Raw genomic sequence first — 25,071 nt, 5'->3', positions numbered from 1 at the left:
CGTTCGCGGCGGTCTGCTCGGCGTTCGTGTAGAAGCCGAGGTCGATCAGGCCGAGGGAGACCAGGAGCACGTCCGGCCGGTGCGCGCGGGCGGCGGCGCGCCGGGCCCGCCCGGCCGTGCGCCAAAGGCGCGTCCGGTGGCCGGGCCGTGGGCCCGGCGCCGCCCGGCCGCCGGGGCCGCCGGGTCCCGGCCCGGCGCGCGCCGCCCGGCGGGGCCGCCGCCGAACTCGGGCGGCCGGACCCCGACGACCGGTTCGCGGGCACGGTCACCGTGGACGGCGCCGGGGTCGGTGACCGCGGTCCGGGCCGCCGGCCAGGGGGCGTGGCCGGACGGCAGCGGGCGCAGGCCCGTGTTCGGGCCCGTGCCGAGGATGTGCCCGCGCGGCGGTACCGGGACCGGTGCGGACGCGGGGGCCGCCGGGACGGATCCGGCTCCCCCGGCCGGGGCGGGCCCGGCCGGGGGAACGCGGGCGGGGCCCGCCCCGGCCACAGGGGCGGGGGCGGGCCTCCGGGCGCCCGTCAGGGGCGGCGTATCACTCACGCGGCGGCCGCGCGGTCCAAGGCCCCGTCACCGGCCGGGGACGGCAGCGCCCACCACGCGGCCAGGCCGATGATCACCCCGGTGAGGACGGTGGAGGGGCCGCCGATGTCGGCGTACAGGAAGTCGGTCAGCTGCCAGACGAAGAGCCCGGCCGCGATCAGCCCGCAGTCCCGGATCCGGCGGGCGGCCGGATCGGGGGCCAGCACCCGCCGTACCCCGGCGACCAGCAGCGCCGCCCAGCCGCCCACGAGCGCGGTCAGCCCGATCAGCCCCTGCTCGCTCAGGACGAGAAGGTACATGTTGTGCGGGGAGAGCAGCGGCTGGCGGATGAAGGCCTGGCCCGCGCCCGCCGTGTCGCTCCCCGAGGACAGCCCCAGCGAGGAGTGGCTGTCGCGGTTGGCCGGGAAGCCCTTGAGGCCGACCCCGGCGGCCGGCCGCTCCCGCCACATCGATTCGGCTGCGGCCCACATCGTGTACCGGTCGGTCACCGACTGGTCGGGCGCGCTGGAGACCTGGGTGATGGAGCCCAGCCGCTCGGCGATCATCTCCGAGCCGAGGCCGAAGCCGCCCACCAGGACCACCCCGGCCGCGCCGAGCGCCACCAGCACCTTCAGCGCGCGCCGCACCCCGGCCATCAGCATCACGACGAGCCCGGCGCCGACGGTGGCGATCCACGCGCCCCGGCTGAAGGACAGCCCGAGCGGCACGAGCAGGGCGAGAGCCGAGACGGCGGCCGCGCGCCGGACCCTGTGCGCCGGCGTCGGGGTCAGCGCGGCGGCGGTGGCGATGATCAGCCCGTACGCCACCACGGTGGCCATGCCCATGACGTCGCCGGGGCCGAAGGTGCCGACCGCCCGGATGTCGGAGCCCTGGTAGGAGGCCCCGGTGCCGGTGGCGAACTGCACGACGCCCACCGCGCCCTGCACCAGCGCCAGCGCCACGAAGCACGCCCCGGCCAGCCGGAACTCCCGCGCGTCCCGCAGCAGCAGCACCACCGCGGCCGGGACCAGCACGAACACCTGGAGGTAGCGCACGAACCCGGGCAGCGCGGCGTACGGATCGGCGGCGGTGACGGTGGCGACGGCCAGCCCGGCGGCGGGCAGCCCCAGCAGGAACGCGCCCAGCGGGCTCAGCCGCCGCGTCCGCCCCCGCAGCGCCTGCACCGCGCAGCAGAACACCAGCAGCAGGGAGGCCGCGTCGGCCGGGGTGACCTTGCCGGAGGCGGTCGCGTCCCCGGCGGGCAGCGGGGCGCACAGCAGCAGGACGGTCGCGGCGAGCGGCAGCAGCGGCCAGTGCCGGCGCAGCGCGCCCGGGAGGTCGAAGCGGACCGGGGACGGGGCGAGGGCGGTGCTCATGCTCAGCTGCCTCCCAGCCGGAAGCGGAAGAAGGAGGCCGCGGTGCGGGCCAGGATCCACAGGTCCTGCCAGAGCGACCAGGTGTCGATGTAGTGGTTGTCGAAGCGGGCCCGGTCCTCGATGGAGGTGTCGCCGCGCAGGCCGTTGATCTGGGCCAGGCCGGTGATGCCGACGGGCATCCGGTGGCGGGCCTCGTAGCCGGGGTGGATGCTGGCGAACTTCGCGACGAAGAAGGGCCGTTCGGGCCGGGGGCCGACCAGGCTCATGTCACCGCGCACCACGTTCCACAGCTGGGGCAGCTCGTCCAGCGAGGACTTGCGCAGGAAGGAGCCGACGGGGCCCATCCGGTTGTCGTTCGCGACGGTCCAGCGGGTCGCCGACTCGTGCTCGTCGGCCGGGCGCAGCGTGCGGAACTTGAGCAGGGTGAAGGGGCGCCCGTACAGGCCCACGCGCTCCTGCCGGAAGATCACCCCGGGGCCGTCGCTGAGCCGTACGGCGAGCGCGCAGGCGCCCATGACGGGGGCGGCGGCGCAGAGCGCGAGGGCGGCGAGGGCGGAGTCGATGAGCCGCTTCCCGTAGCGCTCCAGCGGGCGGGCCGGGCGCGGCAGCAGCGGCTGTACGGAGTAGCCCCACAGGTGGTCGGCGGGCTGCGCCACCCGCATGCCGGTGACCTTGGCGGTGCCGGCCGGGTCGGCGAGCCACAGGCGGCAGCCGTGGTCGTGGAAGAGCCGCACCAGCGAGGCGGTGCGCTCGTCGGCCTCCGGCGGGCGGGTGAAGACCGCGTGGCGCACGGAGTTCTGGATGACGGCGCGCCGGATGTCCTCGTGGGTGACGAGGACGGGCAGCCCGGTCCCGGTGACGTCGTCGGCGCCGCCCCCGGTGTCGGCCAGGCCGACCGGGCGCAGCCCGTACTCGGGCCGTCCGTGCAGGGCGCCGGCCACCGCGCCCGCCCCGGCGCCGGGTCCGACGACCAGGGCGGAGCGGGGGGAGCGCAGGGCCGTGCGCCTGCGGATCTGGTTGACCACTCCGCGCCCGGCGCAGGCCAGCAGGAACTGCAGGCCGACGCAGGTGAGCAGGGTGCTCCAGCCGAGGGCCCGGTGCGGCTCGGCCGCGGCCACGACGGCGGCGACCGCGCACCACAGCACCGTCGCCCGGCCCGCCAGCGCGGGCAGTTCGAGGAGTGCGGAGGGTGCGAGGCGGGGCCGGTAGAGCCCGGCCTGGGCGTGCAGCGCGGCTGCGAGCAGCGCGATCGGGGCGGCCGCCTGCCCGGGCAGGTCCAGTCCGGGCAGCGTGGTCGTGGTGAGTACGGCGGCCAGCGCGTCGGCGGTCAGCAGCGGGCCGATCCCGTCGCGGCGGCGGACCCGCTGCGGCCGCAGGACGGGGCGGGCCTGTGCCGCCTTGGGGCCGCGCGGCGGGTGGATGGCGGTCGCGGAGCGCCGGACGGCGGTGGTGCCCGCGGGCCCCGTACCGCTCTGCCCGGTGGGCCGGGCGTGTGCGCTGTCCATCGTCATCGGCTGATGCGCTCCTGGTTCAAGGGCCGGGGCCTGCCCAGCAGTTCGTGATACAGACCGGTGACCGCGTCCGTGGTCCGTCGCACGTCGAGGTCCGTCCGCGCGTGCTGACCCGCCCGCTCGCCCAGGTCGGCGAGCAGCCGGGGATCGGCCAGCAGCAGGCCGAGCGCCTTGGCCAGCGCCGTCGGGTCCTCCGGCGGCACCAGGCACAGGGCGCCCTGGCCCGGCGGCAGGCTCTCGCGGGCGCCGCTCACGTCGGAGACCAGGACCGGGCGGCCACACGCCATCGCCTCCAGCGGTGCGAGCGCCATCCCTTCCCACCGCGACGGAAGTACAACGAGATCGGCGGCCCGAAGCCACGGCCGGATGTCCGCGGCGGCTCCGGCGAAGTGCACCCCGGGCGGGGCGGCCCGGCGCAGCCGCTCCGCGTCGGGGCCGTCGCCGACCAGGGCCAGGCGCGCGCCCGGGACCGTGGCGAGCAGCTCAGGCCAGGCGCGCAGCAGCACGTCCTGGCCCTTCTGGTGGCAGATCCTGCCGACGCAGACGGCGAGCGGCGCACCGTCCGCGAAGCCGGGGGGCAGCGGCAGTGCGGCCCGGGTCTCCTTCGTGTCCACCGCCCGGGAGCTCTCGTCGGCGCCGCCGCGTCCGTCGGGGCGGAAGTGGTGGAGGTCGACGCCGTTGCGGATCACGGACCAGCGGGCCCGGACGCCCGCCGACTCGCCCGCGCGCCGTTCGGCTTCGCTGACGCAGAGCACCCGGTCGGCCCAGCGCGCCCCGAACCGCTCCCAGCGCAGGGCGAGCGCTCCGGTGGCGCCGCCCGCCGCGTCGAAGGACCAGGCGTGCGGCTGGAAGACGGTGGGCAGCGCGCCGCGCACGGCGAGCCGGCCGGCCAGGCCGGCCTTGGCGCTGTGCGCGTGCAGCAGGTCGGGGCGGATCCGGCGGACCAGCCGGGCGGCGCCGCTGATTTCGGCGGCGAGCCCGGGCCCCGGGGCCCGGCCGGCCCGCCAGGTGACCACCTCGGCTCCGGCGTCCCGGGCGCCGTCGGCGAGCTGCCCGCCGGGCGGGCAGCCGACGACGGCGCGCAGGCCGGCGGCGGTCTGGGCGCGGACGAGGTCGATGACGACCCGGGCGACACCGCCCTCCACGGGCTGGACGAGATGGAAGACGGTCACATGTTCTGACACATGCTCCGGCACTGGTTCTGACGGCACGTGGAGCGGTCTCCTGCGATCAGCGGCGCGCGTCGGTCTGAACGAAGAGCACGCCGAGGAAATGACCCTGGTTTTCGCCCGTGAACCTGAAGGTCAGGTTGCGGGCACCACCGGACAGGGCGGGACTCAGGTCGAACACGTCCGCGTCATATCCGAGATTATTCATATTTTCAGGCTGTCGTACCGACGTGGAATGCCCGAAATCGGTGATGGTCGAATTCATCACGTCATTGAAGGGGTTTTCACCGTCGCTCAGATTCAACCGCCGACCACTGTCCGCGGTCACCATGAGTGAGTCGCCGAGCACCCCGCGGTCCCCGTCGTAGCCGACCACCCCGACCCGGCCCGACGCCCCCGCGGGCGCGTCCAGACCGGCGAGTTCCACCGTTTCCGCGGCCGTCGCACCGGCCCCGGCGCGCAGCTCCTCGAAGCCGTCCCACACCGACACCCGGCGCACCGGCTCCTGCGGCTGCTCGTAGGCCGCGACCAGCGTCCAGCCGCCCCACGCGCCCACGGGCGAGTTGCCCATGGCGATGTTCAGCTGGGCCACCGTCCACATCCCGGTGCCCCCCTTGCGGACCATCGGCGTGACGTCGGCCGACGCCTGGTAGGCATCGCTGCCCGCGTCGGAACGGTGCCCGATCACCGTGTCCGCCAGCACTTCCTTGTACGCGCCGCCCGGTTCGGCGACGAGCACGCGGCCGCTGTCCTCCGGCGGCTTCTGCTCCCCCACGCGCAGGTTCCCGCCCCAGTACAGCCGGGCGTAGGCGACCTTCGCCCCCGCCGGGATCTTCAGCTCGGCGCGGGTGGAGTTGTAGGTGTCGGGGTCCTTGTCGACCTCGCTGTAGAACATCTCGAAATCGCTGTTGACCCCCGCCGCCCCCCGCTTGACCTCGTCGCACGAGGCGGCCTGGGCGGGCTCCTCCCCGCGGCAGCTGATGCCCGCGTTGGAGGCCCGTACGAGACCGCCGTGCAGCTCGGCCTGGTAGCGCTGAGTGAAGGGGATACGGGCCATTTCCCGCCCGGCGGGAGCCGTCGGGGGGCCGGCGGCACCGGCCGCAGAAACGTTCATTGAAAGGGCGAGGCAGGACAGCAGGGCGAGCGAACCGAGGATTCTGCGGGAGGAACCCATGACCCTGTCTCCATTTTTCGATCAAGGGAACAAAACAGGAGTGAACTTTGTCAGAAATCAAGCTGGAAATCACGCCGGACTCGCGCGTACGGCCTTTTGGGCGATACCACGCACCCTTGCGGATGGGACGTCGTTATGGGGGTGCACCATTGTTCGAGCCGAAAGGGAAAACGGAGATGAAGAAGAGGCTGATGCGCGGCGCCACGCTGGCCGCGACGGGCGCGGCGGTGCTGATGGGCGGCGCGGGCCTCGCCTCCGCCCACGGTGGGGACGGTGCCTCCGCGCAGGGCGCGGCCACGGGTTCCCCCGGCGTCCTGAGCGGCAACCTGCTCCAGGTCCCGGTCGACGTCCCGGTGAACGTCTGCGGCAACACCGCGAGCCTGATCGGCGTGCTGAACCCCGCCTTCGGCGCCACCTGTGTGAACGCCTGACCGTCAACCGCACCGCCCGAAACGTCGGCATCCGGGTGAATCGACGCAACCCATCGCGGTTGGCGACAGTTGTTCCGGGTGCTCCTGTACCGGGCAATCTTGCAGAAAAGGGACGATTGTGATCAAGAAGATGATGGCCACCGCGGCTGTTGCCGCCTCCGTCGTGGGCATGGGCGCGGCCATGGCCCCGCAGGCGATGGCTATCGGGAACGACAACGGAGTCAACACCACCAACGGCAACAACTCCGCCCAGATCTACGGCAACCAGGCCACCTACGGGAACATGAGCCCGCAGATGGCGCTGGTCCAGGGCTCCCTCAACAAGCCCTGCATCGCCCTGCCGGCCAAGGCCAACGTGCAGTCGGTGCTGGCCCTGGTGAACGTCGGCGTCCAGGACATCCCGATCCTGTCCAACCCGATGAACCAGCAGTGCACCGAGAACTCCACCCAGGCCAAGGGCGACGAGCCGCTGTCGCACATCCTGGACAACATCCCGGTCCTCTCGGGCAACGTCTCGAACGGCAGCTGACCGAAGGACACGCAGTCGGGGCCGCCGCACCTTCGGGTCGCGGCGGCCCCGCCTTGCGTCCGCTCCGCGTCCCGGAAATGTACGGACCCGCGAATTCGGCCCGGTCGGCCGCGGCGGGATACCGGAATTTTCCGGCTCCGGCGACTTCTTTCGATTCCTGGGATTCCTGCGATTTCTGCGGTTTCTGCGGTTTCTTTTCCCCGGGCGGCTCGTTGTTATCCATGCAGTGGACACGCCTCTGCGGGAAAGGATCTAAATTCTCATGACGTACAAGAAGGCAGTTGTGCTGGCCGCCGGCGTTCTGATGGCCGTCGGTGCCGCCGCCCCCGCCATGGCCGACGCCGACGCCCACGGTGCGGCCGTCGGTTCCCCCGGCGTGCTGTCCGGCAACCTGCTCCAGGTGCCGGTCCACATCCCGGTCAACGTCTGCGGCAACACGGTCAACGTGATCGCGCTGCTCAACCCGGCGTTCGGCAACACCTGCGTCAACGCCTGACGAAGCGCTTGAGCCCGCAAGGGCAGACCTCCTCGGGGTGGCCTCGGAGTGCACGGCGGTGCACTCCGGGGCCACCTCCGATTCAGCACCGGCGGCCTCGCCGGTAGACAGGGAAGGACCCATGCGACAGGTACTGAGCCGAAAGGTACTGGGCAAGGGAGTGCTCACGGCCGCGGCCGCGTCGAGCCTGCTGTCGATCGCGACCGGCGCCGCGTACGCGCACACGGGAGCCGCGGCCGAGGTCGCTCACTCACCGGGCGTGCTGGCCGGCAACAGCATCTCGGTACCGGTCACGTTCTCGCCGAACGTCTGCGGCAACAGCGTGGACGCGGGCGCCGGACTGAACCCGGCCATGGGTGGCACCTGCGTGACCACCGACGGCGGGGCGCACCACTCCGACCACGGCGAGCGCGCCGCGTACGAGCGCTACCTCAGCCCGGAGCAGGCCGAGGCCTTCGAGCGCTACCTCGACGAGCACCAGCGGGGGGCCGAGCGCGCACCGGCGGCGGAGCCCCGGCACCACGACGAGCGCCCGGGCAGCGGCAAGCACCGCCTGCCGGAGCAGCGGACCCCGGAGCACCGGGTGCCGGAGCAGCGCGGCGAGGACCACGGGCCGGACCACGGCCAGGGTCGGGACCACGGCCAAGACCACGGGCCGGACCACGGGCAGGGCCGGCCCGAGGGTGCCCACGCCCGGCCGGACGGCCCCGGCGGCGGATCCGACGAGGACTGCGCCGAGCACCCGCGGGCCACCCCGGCCCCGGCGGCCCACCACGCGCCGCCCGCACCGCGCCCCGCGCCCCGGCCCGCCCACGCCAAGCCGAAGCCCGCCCCGGTGCACCACGAGGCCCCGGCCCCCGAGGAAGCCCCGGGACCCCGGCCGCCGCAGCACGGCAGCCAGGTGATCGAGCACCCGGCGGCGCCGGCGCCGCAGACGGCTCCCGCTCCGGCGCCCGCGCCCGCCGCGGTACCCCTCCCCGCGCCGGTTCCCGCGCCCGGGGCCGTACGTCCCGCCGCGCCCGTGGCGGACCAGCCCCCGGCCGCTCCGGCGGGCGACGCGCCGATCCACCTGCTCCCGGCCCCGGAGCCCGCCCCGGTCACGCTGCCGGCCCCCGCGCCGCAGACCCCGGCCCGGGCCCCGATGACGGGACCGATGCTGGCCGAGACCGGCGCGGCGGGTCAGCCCGCCGCAGCGGCGGCCCTCGCAGCGGCCCTGCTGCTCGGCGGTTCGATCCTCTACCGGCGGTCGCGCGTCTCCTGACACCGGGCCGCGCGCCCCGGTGAAGGTCATCGGAAAAGATTCGGAAAAGACGTCGGCCGGAGAATCCCCTCGGATTCTCCGGCCGATTCCGCATGGCCTGATCTCCGCCCCGCCACATGCCCGTGTTCGAGAAATTTCGGACGGTTCGGGCGACAGAGTTTCCGGAGCGGCGGGTAATCGTTACGCAGGGCGAAAGTGACGCGACGGTCGTCACTGGAAAAGGATTTCGACGATGAAGTACACGAAGGTCGCCGCCGTGCTCGCCGGTTCCGTCGCCGCCCTCGGCGCCGTGACCCCCGCCTTCGCGGCCGAGGCGGGAGCCATGCCTCCCATGAGCCTGACGGGCGGTGCGACCGAGGTCCTCAACGCGGCGGCGCCCATCTCCGCCTCGCTCCCCCAGACGGTGGGCAACGGCCTGGCCGAGCAGGGCGACACGGTCGGCAAGGTGGTGGGCACCGCGCAGAAGGTGAACAAGCTGCGCAACGCCGGACCCACGGAGGCGCTGGGCGCCGCCAACACGGTCACCCAGCTGACGCCCATGCTGGGCGGCGTGAAGCTCAACAACGGCAGCAACTGATCCCACCGCGCCGCGCACGAACGACCGTGGGCGCCACCGGCGATGCCGGTGGCGCCCACGGTTACGTGCGGGGCTGACGTCAGTCGTTGACGCAGACGTTGCCGAACGCCGGGTTCAGCAGGCCGATGACGTTGACGGAGTTGCCGCAGACGTTGACCGGCACGTGGATCGGGACCTGGGCCAGGTTGCCCGACAGGACACCGGGGGAACCCACGGCCGCGCCCTCGGCCGAGGAGTCGGCGGCAGCGGAACCGGCGGCACCGGCCGCGGCGAGACCAGCCGCGGCCACGACCAGGGCGGCCTTCTTGGCAGAGTTCATGGGAATTGCACCTTCTGTTCGATGTCCTGCCCCGAACCGGGGCTCACATGGAGCGAAACGGTTCAACTCCCCGAACGACACGGCCCGGAACGCAATCCCACCTGTTCAGACCAATAGTCGTAACCGTGACCCCGCCCCCGCTCCGGCTAGCGGAACGGGATGTCCGGCACGTCCGGGATCTCCGGCACCAGCTTGTCGTCCACGACGGGCGCCTTCGGCACCTCCGGGAGCTTGGGCACGGTGGGGAGGGTGGGCAGTTTGACGTCCGGGACCTTCGTGTCCGGGAGCTTGACCCCCGGAATCTCGGGGAGCTTGATCAGGCCCGTCAGGGACTTCAGCAGGTCTTCGAGGGTCTTGGTGAGGGTCGCGAGCAGGTCGTCGATGGGTCCGGCCGCCGCGACGCGCTCGTCGATCTGCTGCTGGACCGCGGCCACCCGCTCGGTGAGCTCGGCGGCCTTCCCGCCGTCGACCGCGCTCGCCGGAGCCGCGGCGCCGAGCAGTATGACCGCGGTCAGGGCGGACGGGACGAGGATGCGGACACGGGACGCCTTAATGCGGTGCATGACAGTTCCTTCGGATGATCGGGCCAGATCGGACCATGAGGGTCCGCTTCTCTCACCCACCGTGCTAATAGGTTCAACAGACCGCAACCGGACCGCGTCCACTAAGGGCTGCGTACGGGCTTCGCGCAGGCGTCCGGGGCGCTCTCACCCGGGCTGGGGAAAACCGGGCCCGGTGCGGGCCGTTTGAGTGAAGCAGCGGAACCAACCCCGCGACCGGGCAGTTGATCAGGGCGCTCCACTAGCGGGCACTCGTGCGACAAAAGGAACATGATGAACAAGCTCGTCCAGGCCACCCTGATCGGCGCGTCCGTGCTCACCGCGGGTGTCGCCACGGCCGCCCCGGCCCTGGCCATCGGCAACGACAACGGCGTCAACACCGTCAACGGCAACGGCGCCTCGCAGGTGTACGGCAACCAGAAGACCACCGGCGACATGAGCCCGCAGCTCAGCCTGGTCCAGGGCTCCGCCAACAAGCCCTGCATCGGCCTGCCGGCCAAGATCAACGCCCAGTCGCTGGTGGCCCTGGTCAACGTCGGCATCCAGGACATCAACGTCCTGTCCAACCCGATGAACCAGCAGTGCACCGAGAACTCGACCCAGGCGAAGGGCGACGAGTCCCTGTCGCACATCCTGGACAACATCCCGGTCCTCTCGGGCAACCTCTCCGCGGGCAGCTGATCACCGCTTTCGATTCCGGTCCGGGCCCCCGCGCCCGTGGAGCGAAGTGACAGGGCCCCGGCAGCGTCCAGCTGCCGGGGCCCTCGCCCGTCGTGGGGCGGTTGCGGTCGGTCCAGCGCGCTCAGCCGGTCCAGAACTCCCACCAGCGCGTGAAGATCAGCATCCCGATCACGCCGACGTGCAGGGCGGGCGGGGCCCAGCCGAACTCCGTGAAGAAGGTCCGGACCGGAGCCGGGGCGGGCAGGATGCCGCTGCGGACGGTGTGCGCGGTGACGGCCCAGAACATCAGCAGCGTCGCCACCCAGGCCAGACAGCACCACAGGCACAGCGCGTTGATCTCGTACAGCGACTGCACCATCAGCCAGGTGCAGAAGCCGACGCCGAAGAACGTGCCCGCGTTCAGCCCGAGCCAGAACCAGCCGCGGTGGCGGGCACCGGCCAGGACGGCCGCGCCGGTGCACAGCACCACGGCGTAACAGGCCAGCCCCAGCATGGGGTTCGGGAAGCCGAAGGCCGCCGCCTGGTCGCTCTGCATGACGCTGCCGCAGGACACCACCGGGTTGAGGCTGCACGCGGGCTTGAAGTCCGGGTCCTCCAGCAGGAGGAACTTGTCGAGGGTGATCACCCACGAGGCGAGCAGCCCGGCCGCTCCCGTGAGAACCAGCAGCCAGGCGAGTGCGCGGGGGGCCGCGACCGGTTCGCCCGGCTCGCCTTCGTGTCGACCGCGGGCCGGCCCCTGCTGGCGGGGGACGCCCACTGTATTCGTTGCCATACGGGCCATAGTCCCGCACTTCGGTACGGATCATGGCGAACCGGGGCTGTTCGCACGGAAGTTGACCGGATGGAGTGCCGGGAACACCGGGCACTTCCCGGACGTTTTACCGAACCCCGGACGTGATGTCAGAGCCAGGGGCTACGTTGAGCTTCCGCGACGTGACAAGCTGCGACGGCCTGGAGACCCACCTTGAGCGATCCGTACGAGACAACCGAGGCGCACGTCGAGCGACTCCTGGGCCGCGCCCTCAACTCTTTCGACCTGCCGGACCGCCTGGTCGAGCGGCTCGGCACGGCGCTCGCCCACAGCTCCTCGCTCCACAGCACGCAGCACGGCCCGGCGGCAGGCCACCGGCGCGAGACGCGCCGGCACGCCTACCTGCTCGCCGACGGCGGCTCCGTCACGCTGTGGGAGCTGGCCTACCGGTTGGAGCACGACCGGGCGACCCGGCACGAGATCTTCACCAGCAAGGCGGAGGCCGCCCTCGCCGCGGTCCGGCTGTTCGGCGAGGACCCCGCGGCGGTGCGGGACTTCACGCTGATGGAGGAGGCCGAGAGCGGTCTCGGCGACCAGGTGCTCGGCAGCCTCTTCGCGGCGTCCGCGCCGGTGCGGCCGCACCGGGAGTACGCGGTGGAGCAGTCCGCTGACCACGCCCGCCGGGTGCTGCGCCGGGCGGAGAACACCGACCGGCCGGGCGAGGCGGTCGCGCACCGGCTGACCTCGGCGTACGCGCACCGGATCACCCAGGCGTTCGGCACCCGGCAGTGCCTCGCGGACGGCCGGGGCGCCGGTTTCAGCCTCTACGAGCACGCCTTCGTCCTGCTGGACGGGAGCGAGCTGAGCCTGTGGGAGGTCGAGCACACCGCCACGCCCGACGGGCGGCACATGTGCGAGGTCTACGAGAGCGAGACGGCCGCGCGCGGAGCGATGGAGCTCCGCGCGCGGGTGAGGTGAGACGGCCCGGGGCCGGGGTTCAGGCGGTGACCGGTGCCTTCGTCTCGGCGGCTGCCTCCGCGGGAGTCTGCGCCGGGGTCTGCGCGGTGGCCCCGCCGCCCGCCCGGCGGATGCCCTTGAGGAGGATGACCAGGCCCGCCGTGACGCCCGTACCGGCGGCGATCGCGATCAGGTAGAGCAGCGGGTTGCCGATCAGCGGGATGACGAAGATGCCGCCGTGCGGGGCGCGCAGGGTGCACTCGAAGGCCATCGAGAGGGCGCCGGTGACCGCGCCGCCCACCATGGAGGCCGGGATCACCCGCAGCGGGTCGGCCGCGGCGAAGGGGATGGCGCCCTCGCTGATGAACGACGCGCCCAGGAACCATGCCGCCTTGCCGTTCTCCCGCTCCGTCGTGGAGAAGAGTCGGCCGCGCACGGTGGTGGCCAGTGCCATGGCGAGCGGCGGCACCATGCCCGCGGCCATCACGGCGGCCATGACCTTGAGGCTGCCCTCGTTGGGCGTGGCGAGACCGCCGATGGCGAAGGCGTACGCGACCTTGTTGAGCGGGCCGCCGAGGTCGAAGCACATCATCATGCCGAGGACGATCCCGAGGATGACCGCGTTGGCGCCGGAGAGGCCGGACAGCCAGTCGGTCAGGGCCCGTTGGAGCGAGGCGACCGGCTTGCCGACGACGAGGAACATCAGGAAGGCCGTGACGGCCGAGCCGAGGAGCGGCAGCACGACCACCGGCATGATCCCGCGCAGTGCGGCCGGGACCTTCACCCGCTGGACGGCGAGGACCGTGCCACCGGCTATCAGGCCGGCGATCAGCCCGCCGAGGAAGCCGGCGTCGATGGTGAGGGCGACGGCGCCGCCGACGAAACCGGGGACCAGGCCGGGGCGGTCGGCCATGCCGTAGGCGATGTAGCCGGCGAGCACGGGCACGAGGAAGCCGAAGGCGAGACCGCCGGTCTGGAAGAGCAGGGCCGCCCAGCTGGCGGACTCGGTCCAGACGAAGTGGTCGGCGACGGAGGGGGCCTCGTTGATGCCGTAGCCGCCGATGGCGAAGGCGAGGGCGATGAGGAGGCCGCCCGCGGCGACGAAGGGGACCATGTAGCTGACGCCGGACATGAGCCAGGTGCGGAGCCTGGATCCGTAGCCCTCTCCTTCGGCGGCCGGCTGCTGCTCCACGGGGGTCGGTGCGGTGCCCGTCTCGCCGCGGACGGCCTTCTCACGGGCCTCCGCGAGGAGTTCGGCCGGGCGGTTGATGCCGGCCTTCACGCCGACGTCGACGGTGGGCTTGCCCGTGAAGCGGGTGCGGTCGCGGACGGGCACGTCGTGGGCGAACACGACCGCGTCGGCGGCCGCGACGACGGCGGGATCCAGCGGGGTGAACCCCGCCGAGCCCTGCGTCTCGACCGCGATCTCGATCCCCGCCGCGGTGGCAGCCCGCTGCAGGGCTTCCGCGGCCATATAGGTATGGGCGATCCCGGTGGGACACGAAGTAACGGCCACGACCCTGAACCCGGGGGCGTCGGCCGTCACGCCGCTCCCGGTCGCCGCTGCCTCCGGCGGGCCCTCAAACGCCGGGCGGGCTGAATGTGGCTGGGCCACTGCCTCCGCCTCCGGGTGGGGCCGGGTCACCGCAGCCTCGGGGAGGGGCCGGCCCGGCCCGGGCTCGGGGGCATTTTCAGCCTCGCCGGCGTTTGAGGCGCGGGTCCGGGCGGAGCCCGGGACGACGGGCGTCGCATCGGTGGCGGCTGGCGCTGCCTCCGGCGGGCCCTCAAACGCCGGGCGGGCTGAATGTGGCTGGGCCACTGCCTCCGCCTCCGGGTGGGGCCGGGTCACCGCAGCCTTGGGCAGGGGCTGGGCCGGCCCGGGCTCGGGGGCATTTTCAGCCTCGCCGGCGTTTGAGGCGCGGGTCCGGGCGGAGCCCGGGACGACGGGCGTCGCATCGGTGGCGGGGGCGGGGGCGATCAGCAGGGCCGCTTCGGGGGCGGAGGCGGCCGTGCGGAGGGACGCGACGAAGTCGGGGCGCATCAGGCGGCGCGCCAGCGAGGACAGGATCGTCAGGTGCGCGTCGTCCGCCCCGGCGGGGGCGGCGATCAGGAAGATCAGGTCCGCCGGCCCGTCCGGCGCACCGAAGTCCACCCCGGCCGGGGCCCGGCCGAAGGCGAGGGTCGGGGCGGACACGTGCGCACTGCGGCAGTGCGGGATGCCGATCCCGCCCTCCAGCCCGGTCGGCATCTGCGCCTCCCGCGCCGCCACGTCCGCGAGGAACCCCTCCAGGTCCGTGACCCGCCCGAGCGCGAGCATCCGCCGGGCCAGCGACCGGACGGCCGCCTCTTTGGAGTCGGCGGCGAGGTCGAGATCGACCAGCTCCGCGGTGATCATCGTGGTCGGTTCGCTCATCGCTCGTCGCTCCGTTCGGACGGGGGCAGATCCAGGGGGAGGCCCAGGGGCAGGTCCAGCGGGACGTCCCGGGTGACGCGCACCGCGTCCGGCCGCAGGTCCGCGGGGGTCGGCATGGCACTGCCGGGAAGCTGGACGGCGGCCGCGCCGTGGGCCAGGGCCGAGGCGAGGGCCACGGACCCGGTGCCCCCGGCGATCAGGAAACCGGCCAGGGAGGCGTCACCGGCGCCCACGTCGCTGCGTACCGCCGAGACGCTCGCCGTGCCGTGGTAGGTGCCCTCGGGGCCGACCAGCAGCTGGCCGTCCGCGCCGAGGGAGGCCAGTACCGCCCGGGCGCCCAGGCTCCGCAGCTCCTCGGCGGCCTTGACCGCGTCGCCCAGGGTGGCCAGCGGGCGGCCGACGGCCGCCGCGAGTTCCTCCGCGTTGGGCTTGATCACGTCCGGGCGGGCTGCCAGCGCGGCCGTCAGGGCCGGGCCGGAGGTGTCGAGGGCGATCCGGGCGCCCGCCGCGTGGGCGCGGGCGACCAGTTCGGCGTACCACTCGGGCGCGAGGCCCCTCGGGAGGCTGCCGCAGCAGGCGATCCAGTCGGCGCCGCCCGAGCAGCCGCGGACGGTCTCCAGGAGCAGGAGCGATTCGGTTGCGCTGAGTTCGGGACCGGCCGCGTTGATCTTCGTGAGGGTGCCGTCGGGTTCGGCGATGGCGATGTTGGAGCGGGTCTGGCCGGTGATCGAGACCGCGGTGACGTCCACGCCCTGGGCACCGAGGAGTTCGGCGATGAGGGTGCCGGGGGCGCCGCCCAGCGGGAGGACCGCGGTCGTACGGACGCCCGCGGCGGCGACGGCCCGGGAGACGTTGACCCCCTTGCCGCCGGGGTCGACCCGCTCGGCGGTGGCGCGGAGCACTCCGCCGCGGTCCAGCGCGGGGACCTCGTACGTCCGGTCGAGGGAGGGGTTCGGGGTGACGGTGAGGATCATACGAGCACGACTTCCGTACCGGCGGACTCGATCGCCGCCTTGTGTGCCGGGGCCAGGCCCCGGTCCGTGATGAGCAGGTCGACCTCGGCGAAGGAGGCGAAGCGCGCGAACTGCTCCTGCCCGGACTTCGAGGAGTCGGCCAGGACGACGACGCGGCGGGCCGCGGCGACCGCGGCGCGCTTGACGGCGGCTTCGGCGAGGTCGGGGGTGGTGAGCCCGCCCTCGGCGGTGAAGCCGTTCGTTGCGAGGAAGAGGACGTCGGCGCGGATCTCGGCGTACGCGCGCAGCGCCCAGGCGTCGACGGCGGCGCGCGTGCGGTGGCGGACCCGGCCGCCGACGAGGTGCAGGTCGATGCCGGTGTGGTCGGCGAGCCGGGCGGCGACGGGCAGCGCGTGCGTGACCACGGTGAGGGCGGTGTCGACCGGAACGGCCGCCGCGAGCCGGGCGACCGTACTGCCCGCATCCAGGATCACGCTTCCGCCGGCGGGCAGCTCGGCGAGGGCGGCGGCCGCGATGCGGTCCTTCTCGTCGGCGGCGGTGGCCTCGCGCTCGGTCAGGTCGGGCTCGAAGTCGAGGCGCCCGGCCGGGATGGCCCCGCCGTGGACGCGGCGGACGAGCCCGGCCCGGTCCAGGGCGGTGAGGTCGCGGCGTACGGTCTCGGCGGTGACCTGGAACTGCTCGGCGAGGGAGAGGACGTCGACCCGCCCGGCCTCGCGGGCCAGGCGGAGGATCTCCTGTTGGCGCTCCGGTGCGTACATGTGGGTTTACGTCCGTTCGATGCCCGACTCGGTGGGTTCTCTTCGAGGGTACGCCCGATCGGCACTGAAACAAAGGAAAACGGGCATGCCCGCCAACAAAGGCGGACATGCCCGTGGACGCGGTCCGGACGAGCTACGCGACCGGGACCTTCTCCAGGGTGACTTCTTCGTCGCCGTCGGCGCTCACGACGGCACCGGCGGCGCCGTCCTCGTGGGGGACGGCGGCCTGCTTGCGCGGCAGCGCGAACATCACCGCGAAGATCACGACGAGGACGGCGACCACCCACCACAGCGCGCTGCGGAAGGCCTCGACGTACGGCGGCCCGAAGACCGTGTCGTTCTCGATCACGCCGAAGTAGACGACCGAGGTGAGGCCGAGGCCGAGCGCGTTGCCCATCTGGCCCGTGCTGTTGATCAGGCCGGAAGCGGATCCGGCGTGCTCGCGCGGCACCTCGGAGAGGACCGAGTCGGTCAGCGGCGCCACGATCAGGCCCATGCCGACGCCCATCACCACCAGCGGGGCGGCCATCTGCCAGGAGGCGATGCCCATGCCGTAGTGCTGCGACTCCCAGATGTAGAGGAGCAGGCCCGCGGCCATGGTCAGGGCGCCCGCCTGGAGCACCTTGCGGCCGAAGCGCGGCACCAGCTTCTGCACGGAGAGGCCCGCGGCGGCCGAGACGGCGATCGAGAAGGGGATGCCGGTGGTGCCCGCGCGCAGCGCGCTCCAGCCGAGGCCCATCTGCATGTACAGCGTCCAGACGAGGAAGAAGATGCCGGTGGCGACGCCGAAGGTGAGCTGGACGGCGATGCCGGCCGCGAAGCTCTTGACCTTGAACAGGGACAGCTCGACGAGCGGCGAACCGTCCTTGCGGATCTTGTACTTCTCGTACGCGATGAACCCGGCGATCAGGAACGGGACCGCGCCCATGCACAGGAAGCCCCACAGCGGCCAGTCGTTCTCGCGGCCCTGGGTCAGGGGGTAGATCAGCATGACCATGCCCGCGGTGGCGATGAGGACGCCGACGAGGTCGAGGCGCAGGGCGTTGGGCGCCTTGGACTCGGTGATGAACTTGCGGCCGAGGAGCACGCCCGCGATGCCGACCGGCAGGTTGATCAGGAAGATCGGCCGCCATTCGAGGCCGAAGAGGTTCCACTCGGTGAGCAGCGCGCCGAGCATGGGACCGGAGACGGCGCCGAGGCCGACGATCGCGCCGAACATGCCGAAGACCTTGCCGCGCTCGTGCGGCGGGAAGGTGACGTGGATGATGGCCAGCACCTGCGGGACCATCATGGCGGCCATCGCGCCCTGGAGCAGCCGCGACGAGACGAGCATGGCCGGGTTGGCGGCGATCCCGCACAGCAGCGAGGCGGCGGTGAAGCCGGCGATGCCGAGCAGGAAGAGGCGCTTGCGGCCGTAGATGTCACCGAGGCGGCCACCGGTGATCAGGCCGGCGGCGAAGGCGAGCGCGTAGCCCGCGGTGATCCACTGGATGGCGCTGGTCGAGGCGTGCAGGTCGCCCCGCATGCTGGGTATCGCGATGTTGACGATCGTGACGTCGACCAGGTCCATGAAGGCCGCGGTCATGACGATGGCGAGCGCCAGCCAGCGGCGCCGGTCGGCCTTGGCGTCCAGTGGGGTCTCGCCCCGTTCCTCGGCTACCGGCGCCGTCGGGGGCGCTGCCGCTGGTTCGGGCCCGGTCTCGTTCTCGGGCGATGTCTTGGAGGTCTCCGTGCTCATGAGGAGAAACCTAGACGGCATGTAGGTCAGGTGGTGTCCTATTTCCCTGGCAATGTGGACGCCATGACCGACACCCCGGCACGGCTGCTGACCCTGCTGTCCCTCCTCCAGACGCCCCGCGAATGGCCGGGCAGCGAGTTGGCGGGCCGGCTCGGCGTCAGCGCGCGGACCATCCGGCGCGACATCGACCGGCTGCGGGACCTGGGGTACCCGGTCGAGGCCACGCTGGGCGCGGAGGGCGGGTACCGGCTGGTGGCGGGGGCGGCGATGCCGCCGCTGGTCCTGGACGACGAGGAGGCGGTGGCCATCGCGGTCGGGCTGCGGGCCGGGGCCGGGCACGCGATCGACGGGGTCGAGGAGGCGTCCGTACGGGCGCTGGCGAAGCTGGAGCAGGTGCTGCCCTCGCGGCTGCGGCACCGGGTGGGCACGCTGCAGTCCGCCACGGTCGCGCTCACGCGGGGGGACGGGGCCAGCATCGACCCGCGGACGCTGACGGCGATCGCGTCGGCGACGGCGGGGCGGGAGCGGCTGCGGTTCGCCTACCGGGCGCGGGACGGGGCCGGTACGCGGCGGCTGGTGGAGCCGAACCGGCTGGTCAGCACCGGGTGGCGGTGGTACCTGGTCGCCTTCGACCTGGACCGGGACGACTGGCGGACCTTCCGGGTGGACCGGGTGAGCGAGCCGTTCGCGACGGGGGCCCGGTTCGCTCCGCGGGAGCTGCCGATGGACGCGGTCGCGTTCGTGGAACGAGGGCTGCGGGGCGGGCCCGCGCAGACGTACGACGTGGAGCTGCGTTTCGCTGTGTCGGCGGAGGCGGTGCCGGCGTGGGTGGGCGCGGCCGAGGCCGAGGCCGACGGGGTCGGCGGGTGCCGCGTCCGGTTCGCCTGCGGCGACGCGCCGGAATGGCTGGCGGCCCGACTCGCCCTGACGGGCCTCCCGTTCACGGTCGTGTCCCCGCCGGCCCTGGCGGAAACGGCGCGGTCGCTGGGGGCACGGCTGCTGTCGGCGGGGGCGGGGACCCCTGGCCCACCGGACGCCGCCGGCCTGCCGGACGCTCCAGGCCCGCCGGGCGCTTGAGGGGCCGCTGGGTAGGTCGGGCCCGTGGGGCCACCTCCAGGCCGCCGGGGGCACCTCCAGCCCGCCCGGCGTTTGAGGGCCCGCCGGAGGCAACGGCGACCGAGAGCGGCCTGACGGCCGACGCCCCGGGCTCCGCCCGGACCCGCGCCTCAAACGCCGGCGAGGCTGGGGTCCCCCGGGCCATCTCCAGCCCGCCCGGCGATTGAGGGCCCGCCGGAGGCAAAAGGCGTGCGGGGGGACGGGGAAGCCCCGGCACCTTGGGGGGATAGGCGCCGGGGCGGTATGGGGGGAAGGGGGCCGGGGTTAGGCCACCGCGTCGAAGCCCGTGTCGCGGGCCATCCGCTTCAGCTCCAGCAGCCCGTGCTTCTCGATCTGCCGGATCCGCTCGCGCGTCAGCCCGTGCCGCTTGCCGACCTCCGTCAGCGTCCGCTCCCGGCCGTCGTCGATCCCGTACCGCATCTTGATGATCGACGCGGTGCGCTGGTCGAGCTTGGCGATCAGCTCCTCCAGCTCCTCGCTCCGCAGCAGCGACATGACCGACTGCTCCGGCGAGACGGCGGAGGTGTCCTCCAGCAGGTCCCCGAACTGGGTGTCACCCTCGTCGTCGACCGCCATGTTCAGGCTGACCGGGTCGCGCGCCCAGTCCAGGACGTCGCCGACGCGCTTCTCGGTCGTGTCCAGCTCGGCGGCGATCTCGGCGTGCTCCGGGTCCCGGCCGTTCTCCCGGTTGAACTCGCGCTGCACCCGGCGGATGCGGCCCAGCTCCTCGACGAGGTGCACGGGCAGGCGGATCGTGCGGGACTGGTCGGCGATGGAGCGGGTGACGGCCTGGCGGATCCACCACGTGGCGTACGTGGAGAACTTGAAGCCCTTCGCGTAGTCGAACTTCTCGACCGCGCGCACCAGCCCCGCGTTGCCCTCCTGGATCAGGTCCAGCAGGGGCAGGCCGCTGCGCGGATAGCGCCGCGCCACCGCGACGACCAGGCGCAGGTTGGAGCGGATGAAGACTTCCTTGGCCCGCTCGCCCTCGGCGGCGAGCGCCTCCAGCTCCTGCTTGGTGGGGAGCGGACGGAGCCCGTCTGCCTCCCTCTCTATCCGGCCGTCGAGGATCTGCTGGGCGTACACGCCCGCCTCGATGATCTGGGACAGCTCGACTTCTTTCGCCGCGTCGAGCAGCGGGGTGCGCGCGATCTCGTCCAGGTACATGCCGACCAGGTCGCGATCGGCGATCTCCCCGCCCACGGCGCGCGCGCTGCCGGAACTGGAGGACTGACGACGGGCGACGGCGCGGGTTGCCATGCGTGCTCCCTTGCGATGAGTTCGGTCGCGGTACTGCGGCTCCTACTGGGCCGGACACTCTCCCGAGTGCCCGCATCCGAAGGAAACAACGACTGGAATCGGGACAGAATTCCCGGGGCGCGTCCTTTTTTCGAGATCTTGCAGTATCCTGCCCCGCCACGAACGCGCGCAGGGCAGTGCGCGGCGGCGTCGGATCCCGCAGAGGTGCAGGTCAGGCCGGGGCGGGAGCCGGCCCGCGCACCCCGCCGCCTTCCGCCGGGACGGGCCGCCCCACGCCGGGTGAGACAGCCGTCACACGTGTCGGCGTACCGCCCGGCGCACGTGTCGGCGTACCCCCGGCCCGTGCGTCCGTAGCCCTTCTGCCCCGAAGACGGCCCGGCACCGCATCTGGTTGCCTGCGCGGATGACCGGATTGCCGGATACGCGCCCGAAGACGACGAAGGCCCCCGCCCCGTTCTGGTGAACGGGGCGGGGGCCTTCGGTCATTCCGCGGTCGTGCCCCGCGCGGCGGCGGGTCCCCGGGTCAGTGGGCGATGACCGGGATCCGGGCCTCGGCCTCGGCGTCCGCGCCCTCACCGGCGGCCGCGACCCCGGTGTCGGGGCGGCCCGTGTTGATCAGGGTCAGCGCGATGAGCGAACTGGCGACGAGGATGCCGACCGCCCACCAGATCGCCGAGGAGTAGCCCTCGACCATGGCGCGGGCCTGCACCAGCTTGGCGGCCGCGCCGCCACCGGCCGCCTCGGCGGCGTGCGCGGTCAGGTACGCCGTGGTGGCGGAGGCGGCGATCGTGTTCAGCAGCGCGGTACCGATCGCGCCGCCGACCTGCTGAGAGGTGTTGACCATCGCGGAGGCCACGCCGGCGTCGGCCGGGTTCACCCGGTACGTCGCCAGCGACATCGCCGGCATGAACGCGGAGCCCATGCCGAGGCCCAGCAGCAACTGCGCCGGAAGGATGAGCGCGGGGTAGGACGAGTCCACTTCCAGCTGCGTCAGCAGCAGCATGCCGGAGGCGGCGACCAGGAAGCCGGGGCCCATCAGCAGCCGCGGCGGGACGCGGGTCATCAGCCGGGCGCCGATCTGGGTGGAGCCCGTGATCATGCCCACGATCATCGGCAGGAAGGCGAAGCCGGTCTTGACCGGCGAGAAGCCCTTCACGACCTGGAGGTAGTAGGTCAGGAAGAGGAACAGGCCGAACATCGCGATGACGGCCAGGCCCAGCGAGAGGTACACACCGCCGCGGTTGCGGTCCATCAGGACGCGCAGCGGCAGCAGCGGGGACTTCACCTTGGACTCGACGAGGACGAAGGCGCCGAGCAGGACGACGGAGCCGACGAAGAGGCCCACGGTGAGCGGGTCGGTCCAGCCGTTCGCCTCGGCGCGGGTGAACCCGTACACGAGGGAGACGAGACCGAGGGTGGACAGGACCACGCCGGGGATGTCGAGGGCGGACCGGTTGCGCGTGCCCGCGGGCTCACGGATGACCAGCCAGGCGCCGACGGCCGCGATGATCGCGAAGGGGATGTTGACGAAGAAGGTCCAGCGCCAGTTCAGGTATTCGGTGAGGAATCCGCCGAGGATCAGGCCGACGGCGCCGCCGCCGCCCGCGATCGCACCGTAGATGCCGAAGGCCTTGGCCCGCTCCTTGGCGTCGGTGAACATCACCGCGAGGAGGGAGAGCGCGGCGGGCGCGAGGAGCGCGCCGAAGGCGCCCTGGAGGGCGCGGGCGCCCAGCATCATCGCTTCGCCGTTCGCGGCGCCGCCCAGCGCGGAGGCCAGGGCGAAGCCGATGAGGCCGACGACGAAGGCGTTCTTGCGGCCCCACAGGTCGGCGATGCGGCCGCCGAAGAGGAGGAGACCGCCGAAGGCGAGGGCGTAGGCGGTGATGACCCACTGGCGGTTGCCGTCGGAGATCCCGAGGTCCTGCTGGGCGGACGGCAGGGCGATGTTCACGATGGTCGCGTCGAGGACGACCATCAGCTGCGCCAGGGCTATGAAGACCAGCGCCCGCCAGCGACTGGGGTCGGCCTGCGGCAGGCTCGCGGCTGTTTTGGACATGGAGGTACCCACTTCACGGTGCGGAATGACTTAAAGGTGCGGAATGACTCGAAAAGAAAAGATGGTGTTCCGGGCGGCGAGCCCGACGCTGAACCGGCGCGGCCCGGGCGTCACATGGTCTTCCGCCTCAGGTCTTCGAGCGTGGCGGGGGAACCCGGCAGCTCGGAGCGGCCCGGAGCGCGCAGCCCGTCCAGGAAGAGCTGGAGGTGCCGGTGCGCGAAGCGGTCCGCGTCCAGGCAGACGATGCCGGGCAGCGGGCGGCTGAGCTGCGAGAGCGCGACCATGAGATCGCCGACGGCGATGTCGGTGCGCACCAGCCCGGTGCGCTGCCCCACCGCCAGGAGTTGCTCGACGGCCGACTCCAGGACGTCGCGCGCGGCCAGGAGTTCGGGGTCCTCGCGGTCGAAGTCCCCGCCGAGCATGGGGCAGAGGGCGCCGATCCGCTCGTCGGCGGCGGCGTGCGTGAAGCGGCAGAGCGCTTCGAAGGCGTCGATGGCTTCGGCGACTTGGGTGGCTCCGGTGCGCGTCGCGGCCAGCGAGTCCTCGGCATGGGCGGCGACCCGGTCCATGACGAAGAGCACGACCTGGTGGACGAGGTCCGACCGCTCGGGGAAGTGCCGGTAGAGGGTGGCGTTGCCGATGCCCGCGCGCCGCGCGATCTCGTCCAGCGGAGCCTGCGCCCCGAACTCGACGAACATCTCACGGGCGGCCAGCAGGATCCGCTCCCGGTTGCGCACGGCGTCGGCGCGCGGCCGGGGCACCCGCTCGCCGGTGGCGGACGCGGCGCACCGCGCGGGCGCCAGGGCCCGCGACAGGTCCGGCAGGGCGGCCGGAGCCGCCGGCTCCGCGGACGGGGCAGTCGACGAACGCTTCACTCCTGGCCTCCCTGACGTCGTAGGTCCGATGCTGCGTCGTAACCGGGGAGTCAGTCCCCGCTTACGTCCACCCCCGTGCAAACGGGGATTCGGTCCCCGCTTATTTCACCCTCGCATGTGACCTGCGTCACCCCCTCTTCGGTGCTCCGTGCCCGGATGGCCGCTCCCGGCGGGCGGGCGCGTCGTACCCGTCGGAGGGTGAGCGAACAGAGCGCAGACCGGACCCGGCCGGCTGCCGCGGAGCCGAAGGCGCTGTCCATGCCGCAGACCCGCCACCGGATACGCACACCCCGTCGCGCGAGCGCCTACATCGGCCTCACCGTCGTCGCCATAGGCATCTCGGCGACCGCGAGCGTCGGTATATCCGGCCGGGCGCACACCGCCGCCGGTCCCTCGGCCGCGTCGAACGAATCGGCCCTCGCGCCCTGCCGGATCTCCGGAGCCATGGGCGTGCAGATGTCCGAGGGCCTGCCGACGGCGCCCGGGTACTCCCGCTCCACCGGGGAGGTCCGGGCACTGAACCTGATGATCGACTTCCCGGACGCCAAGGGCGAGGGCTCGGCCCTCGACCGGCTGGCCGAATTCTTCCCGCAGACCTCCGACTGGTTCCGCGCCAGCTCGTACGGGCGGCTCAGCTACAAGCCCGAGGCTCCGATACGCGGCTGGCTGCGGATGCCGATGCCGTTCGCGGCGTACGGCATCGAACGCGGCTCCGCCTACGAGCCCGGATACCGCCGGCTCGTCGAGCACATAGCCCGCGCCGCCGACCCCCAGGTGGACTTCAGCCGGTACGACCTGATCAACATCCTGGTCACGCCGAACGCCGGCCCCTCCGCCCTCGACACCGTGCTCTCGGTGACCTTCTCCGGCAACGGCGAGGCGCCGATGGCGGACGGCGTGCCGCTCGCGAACACGTCCTTCATCTACAGCCGCCAGGACGACGGCTCCGGCTCTTACCGCGAGACGGGCTACCGGGTGCTGCCGCACGAGAACGGCCACGTCTTCGGGCTCCCCGACCTCTACACCCAGGACGGCGGCGGCGCGGTCGGCCACTGGGACATCATGAGCGAGGACTGGGGCGCCGGGAACGACCTGCTGGGCTGGCACAAGTGGAAGCTCGGCTGGCTGGACGCGAACCAGATCAGCTGCGCCGCCAAGTCCGGCACGAGCGACCACGTCCTGACCCCGCTCGCCGTCGAGGGCGGCACCAAACTGGCCTTCGTGCCGACCTCCGAGAGCGCGGGCTACGCCGTCGAGGTGCGCACCCAGGCCGGGAACGACGAGGCCGTCTGCAAGCCGGGGGTCCTCATCTACAAGGTGGACTCCGAGGTGGACACCGGCCGCGGCCCGGTCACCGTCGCCGACAGCGCGGCCGCGAGCGGCGGCTGCACCCGGCGCTCCAACGTGCACGGCGAACTCTCGGACGCGCCGTACAAGCCGGGCGAGACCTTCACCGACGAGGCGGCGGGCATCAGCATTTCGGTGGTCGGCGAGCTGCGCACCGGCGGCTACCAGGTGCGCATCACGCGGCCGTAGGCGCGTGCGTCCCGTCGCGCGACCGGCGGGGCGG

23 protein-coding genes are annotated in these 25,071 nt (G+C 73.0%); 9 read left to right on the top strand and 14 right to left on the bottom strand.

All coding sequences use genetic code 11. The features are described from left to right. Window positions 1-536 precede the first annotated feature (536 nt). The 4 genes from ABZY31_RS19010 to ABZY31_RS18995 are packed head-to-tail and all read right to left on the bottom strand — an operon-like array spanning window position 537 to window position 5,749. Entirely contained in the window at window positions 537-1,895 is a 1,359-nt protein-coding gene (locus ABZY31_RS19010) for an O-antigen ligase family protein (RefSeq protein ID WP_356411747.1), read from the bottom strand. 2 nt (window positions 1,896-1,897) lie between these two features. Continuing rightward, on the bottom strand, window positions 1,898-3,400 hold the full coding sequence (locus ABZY31_RS19005) for an exopolysaccharide biosynthesis polyprenyl glycosylphosphotransferase (RefSeq protein ID WP_356411770.1): 1,503 nt from the start codon (window positions 3,398-3,400) through the stop codon (window positions 1,898-1,900). A 2-nt stretch (window positions 3,401-3,402) separates the two neighbouring features. Further along, the gene (locus tag ABZY31_RS19000) at window positions 3,403-4,578 is read right to left on the bottom strand and encodes a glycosyltransferase (protein ID WP_356411744.1); all 1,176 of its coding nucleotides are present in this window, start codon (window positions 4,576-4,578) and stop codon (window positions 3,403-3,405) included. Window positions 4,579-4,636: 58 nt separating this feature from the next. Continuing rightward, window positions 4,637-5,749: a DUF3344 domain-containing protein gene (locus ABZY31_RS18995; RefSeq protein WP_356411741.1), complete on the bottom strand. Its 1,113-nt coding sequence runs from the start codon at window positions 5,747-5,749 to the stop codon at window positions 4,637-4,639. Window positions 5,750-5,925: 176 nt separating this feature from the next. Between ABZY31_RS18995 and ABZY31_RS18990 the strand changes: the two genes are divergently transcribed. The 5 genes from ABZY31_RS18990 (at window position 5,926) to ABZY31_RS18970 (ending at window position 9,043) form a co-directional block, all read left to right on the top strand. Then, on the top strand, window positions 5,926-6,180 hold the full coding sequence (locus ABZY31_RS18990) for a chaplin (protein ID WP_356411738.1): 255 nt from the start codon (window positions 5,926-5,928) through the stop codon (window positions 6,178-6,180). A 118-nt stretch (window positions 6,181-6,298) separates the two neighbouring features. Beyond that, complete coding sequence (locus ABZY31_RS18985; protein WP_356411735.1) at window positions 6,299-6,709, top strand: rodlin; 411 nt, start codon at window positions 6,299-6,301, stop codon at window positions 6,707-6,709. Window positions 6,710-6,971: 262 nt separating this feature from the next. Then, on the top strand, window positions 6,972-7,205 hold the full coding sequence (locus tag ABZY31_RS18980; RefSeq protein WP_356411732.1) for a chaplin: 234 nt from the start codon (window positions 6,972-6,974) through the stop codon (window positions 7,203-7,205). A gap of 121 nt (window positions 7,206-7,326) precedes the next feature. Further along, window positions 7,327-8,466, top strand: a complete 1,140-nt coding sequence (locus ABZY31_RS18975) for a chaplin (RefSeq protein ID WP_356411729.1) — start codon at window positions 7,327-7,329, stop codon at window positions 8,464-8,466. A 232-nt stretch (window positions 8,467-8,698) separates the two neighbouring features. Next, a complete protein-coding gene (locus tag ABZY31_RS18970; RefSeq protein ID WP_356411726.1) occupies window positions 8,699-9,043 on the top strand; it encodes a hypothetical protein in 345 nt (114 codons plus the stop codon). A 79-nt stretch (window positions 9,044-9,122) separates the two neighbouring features. On the opposite strand, the gene ABZY31_RS18965 is transcribed toward ABZY31_RS18970, so the two are convergent. Together ABZY31_RS18965 and ABZY31_RS18960 are read right to left on the bottom strand one after the other, a co-directional pair. Beyond that, complete coding sequence (locus ABZY31_RS18965; RefSeq protein ID WP_356411723.1) at window positions 9,123-9,362, bottom strand: chaplin; 240 nt, start codon at window positions 9,360-9,362, stop codon at window positions 9,123-9,125. Between the two features lie 146 nt (window positions 9,363-9,508). Further along, entirely contained in the window at window positions 9,509-9,925 is a 417-nt protein-coding gene (locus ABZY31_RS18960; RefSeq protein WP_356411721.1) for a hypothetical protein, read from the bottom strand. Between the two features lie 267 nt (window positions 9,926-10,192). Here ABZY31_RS18960 and ABZY31_RS18955 point away from each other — a divergent pair, with 267 nt between their 5' ends. Then, complete coding sequence (locus ABZY31_RS18955) at window positions 10,193-10,603, top strand: rodlin (protein WP_356411718.1); 411 nt, start codon at window positions 10,193-10,195, stop codon at window positions 10,601-10,603. A gap of 121 nt (window positions 10,604-10,724) precedes the next feature. Here the strand turns inward: ABZY31_RS18955 and ABZY31_RS18950 are convergent, their stop codons facing one another. Beyond that, entirely contained in the window at window positions 10,725-11,375 is a 651-nt protein-coding gene (locus ABZY31_RS18950; RefSeq protein WP_356411715.1) for a vitamin K epoxide reductase family protein, read from the bottom strand. Window positions 11,376-11,567: 192 nt separating this feature from the next. On the opposite strand from ABZY31_RS18950, the gene ABZY31_RS18945 reads away from it, so the two are divergent. Beyond that, on the top strand, window positions 11,568-12,332 hold the full coding sequence (locus ABZY31_RS18945) for a DUF6227 family protein (protein ID WP_356411712.1): 765 nt from the start codon (window positions 11,568-11,570) through the stop codon (window positions 12,330-12,332). 19 nt (window positions 12,333-12,351) lie between these two features. On the opposite strand, the gene ABZY31_RS18940 is transcribed toward ABZY31_RS18945, so the two are convergent. From ABZY31_RS18940 to ABZY31_RS18925, 4 genes are all read right to left on the bottom strand, one after another. Further along, window positions 12,352-14,724: a fructose-specific PTS transporter subunit EIIC gene (locus ABZY31_RS18940; RefSeq protein WP_356411709.1), complete on the bottom strand. Its 2,373-nt coding sequence runs from the start codon at window positions 14,722-14,724 to the stop codon at window positions 12,352-12,354. After that, a complete protein-coding gene (gene pfkB, locus ABZY31_RS18935; protein ID WP_356411706.1) occupies window positions 14,721-15,698 on the bottom strand; it encodes a 1-phosphofructokinase in 978 nt (325 codons plus the stop codon). Before pfkB ends, ABZY31_RS18940 begins: the two co-directional genes overlap by 4 nt. Next, complete coding sequence (locus ABZY31_RS18930; RefSeq protein WP_356411703.1) at window positions 15,695-16,456, bottom strand: DeoR/GlpR family DNA-binding transcription regulator; 762 nt, start codon at window positions 16,454-16,456, stop codon at window positions 15,695-15,697. The genes pfkB and ABZY31_RS18930 overlap by 4 nt, the downstream gene beginning before the upstream one ends. Window positions 16,457-16,589: 133 nt before the next feature. Continuing rightward, window positions 16,590-18,194 carry an MFS transporter gene (locus ABZY31_RS18925; RefSeq protein ID WP_356411701.1) on the bottom strand — a complete coding sequence of 535 codons (1,605 nt, stop codon included), beginning with the start codon at window positions 18,192-18,194 and terminating at the stop codon, window positions 16,590-16,592. Between the two features lie 63 nt (window positions 18,195-18,257). On the opposite strand from ABZY31_RS18925, the gene ABZY31_RS18920 reads away from it, so the two are divergent. After that, the gene (locus tag ABZY31_RS18920) at window positions 18,258-19,271 is read left to right on the top strand and encodes a YafY family protein (RefSeq protein WP_356411698.1); all 1,014 of its coding nucleotides are present in this window, start codon (window positions 18,258-18,260) and stop codon (window positions 19,269-19,271) included. Window positions 19,272-19,574: 303 nt separating this feature from the next. Here the strand turns inward: ABZY31_RS18920 and ABZY31_RS18915 are convergent, their stop codons facing one another. The 3 genes from ABZY31_RS18915 to ABZY31_RS18905 form a co-directional block, all read right to left on the bottom strand. Beyond that, the gene (locus ABZY31_RS18915; protein WP_356411695.1) at window positions 19,575-20,570 is read right to left on the bottom strand and encodes a sigma-70 family RNA polymerase sigma factor; all 996 of its coding nucleotides are present in this window, start codon (window positions 20,568-20,570) and stop codon (window positions 19,575-19,577) included. A 523-nt stretch (window positions 20,571-21,093) separates the two neighbouring features. Then, the gene (locus ABZY31_RS18910) at window positions 21,094-22,626 is read right to left on the bottom strand and encodes an MFS transporter (protein ID WP_356411692.1); all 1,533 of its coding nucleotides are present in this window, start codon (window positions 22,624-22,626) and stop codon (window positions 21,094-21,096) included. A 110-nt stretch (window positions 22,627-22,736) separates the two neighbouring features. Next, window positions 22,737-23,429: a TetR/AcrR family transcriptional regulator gene (locus ABZY31_RS18905; RefSeq protein ID WP_356411767.1), complete on the bottom strand. Its 693-nt coding sequence runs from the start codon at window positions 23,427-23,429 to the stop codon at window positions 22,737-22,739. Between the two features lie 330 nt (window positions 23,430-23,759). Between ABZY31_RS18905 and ABZY31_RS18900 the strand changes: the two genes are divergently transcribed. Continuing rightward, the gene (locus ABZY31_RS18900) at window positions 23,760-25,037 is read left to right on the top strand and encodes a M6 family metalloprotease domain-containing protein (RefSeq protein ID WP_356411764.1); all 1,278 of its coding nucleotides are present in this window, start codon (window positions 23,760-23,762) and stop codon (window positions 25,035-25,037) included. Window positions 25,038-25,071: the final 34 nt, after the last annotated feature.

The organism is Streptomyces sp. NPDC006529 (assembly GCF_040611795.1).
Classification (GTDB): Bacteria; Actinomycetota; Actinomycetes; order Streptomycetales; family Streptomycetaceae; genus Streptomyces.
This window is presented reverse-complemented; position numbering and strand designations above follow the sequence as displayed.

Bases quoted from the DNA above. Each gene is read 5' to 3' on its own strand.
- ABZY31_RS19010 (WP_356411747.1), bottom strand. From the start codon at position 1,895: ATGAGCACCGCCCTCGCCCCGTCCCCGGTCCGCTTCGACCTCCCGGGC.
- ABZY31_RS19005 (WP_356411770.1), bottom strand. From the start codon at position 3,400: ATGGACAGCGCACACGCCCGGCCCACCGGGCAGAGCGGTACGGGGCCC.
- ABZY31_RS18995 (WP_356411741.1), bottom strand. From the start codon at position 5,749: ATGGGTTCCTCCCGCAGAATCCTCGGTTCGCTCGCCCTGCTGTCCTGC.
- ABZY31_RS18990 (WP_356411738.1), top strand. From the start codon at position 5,926: ATGAAGAAGAGGCTGATGCGCGGCGCCACGCTGGCCGCGACGGGCGCG.
- ABZY31_RS18980 (WP_356411732.1), top strand. From the start codon at position 6,972: ATGACGTACAAGAAGGCAGTTGTGCTGGCCGCCGGCGTTCTGATGGCC.
- ABZY31_RS18975 (WP_356411729.1), top strand. From the start codon at position 7,327: ATGCGACAGGTACTGAGCCGAAAGGTACTGGGCAAGGGAGTGCTCACG.
- ABZY31_RS18970 (WP_356411726.1), top strand. From the start codon at position 8,699: ATGAAGTACACGAAGGTCGCCGCCGTGCTCGCCGGTTCCGTCGCCGCC.
- ABZY31_RS18965 (WP_356411723.1), bottom strand. From the start codon at position 9,362: ATGAACTCTGCCAAGAAGGCCGCCCTGGTCGTGGCCGCGGCTGGTCTC.
- ABZY31_RS18960 (WP_356411721.1), bottom strand. From the start codon at position 9,925: ATGCACCGCATTAAGGCGTCCCGTGTCCGCATCCTCGTCCCGTCCGCC.
- ABZY31_RS18955 (WP_356411718.1), top strand. From the start codon at position 10,193: ATGATGAACAAGCTCGTCCAGGCCACCCTGATCGGCGCGTCCGTGCTC.
- ABZY31_RS18950 (WP_356411715.1), bottom strand. From the start codon at position 11,375: ATGGCAACGAATACAGTGGGCGTCCCCCGCCAGCAGGGGCCGGCCCGC.
- ABZY31_RS18940 (WP_356411709.1), bottom strand. From the start codon at position 14,724: ATGAGCGAACCGACCACGATGATCACCGCGGAGCTGGTCGATCTCGAC.
- pfkB (WP_356411706.1), bottom strand. From the start codon at position 15,698: ATGATCCTCACCGTCACCCCGAACCCCTCCCTCGACCGGACGTACGAG.
- ABZY31_RS18930 (WP_356411703.1), bottom strand. From the start codon at position 16,456: ATGTACGCACCGGAGCGCCAACAGGAGATCCTCCGCCTGGCCCGCGAG.
- ABZY31_RS18925 (WP_356411701.1), bottom strand. From the start codon at position 18,194: ATGAGCACGGAGACCTCCAAGACATCGCCCGAGAACGAGACCGGGCCC.
- ABZY31_RS18920 (WP_356411698.1), top strand. From the start codon at position 18,258: ATGACCGACACCCCGGCACGGCTGCTGACCCTGCTGTCCCTCCTCCAG.
- ABZY31_RS18915 (WP_356411695.1), bottom strand. From the start codon at position 20,570: ATGGCAACCCGCGCCGTCGCCCGTCGTCAGTCCTCCAGTTCCGGCAGC.
- ABZY31_RS18910 (WP_356411692.1), bottom strand. From the start codon at position 22,626: ATGTCCAAAACAGCCGCGAGCCTGCCGCAGGCCGACCCCAGTCGCTGG.
- ABZY31_RS18900 (WP_356411764.1), top strand. From the start codon at position 23,760: ATGCCGCAGACCCGCCACCGGATACGCACACCCCGTCGCGCGAGCGCC.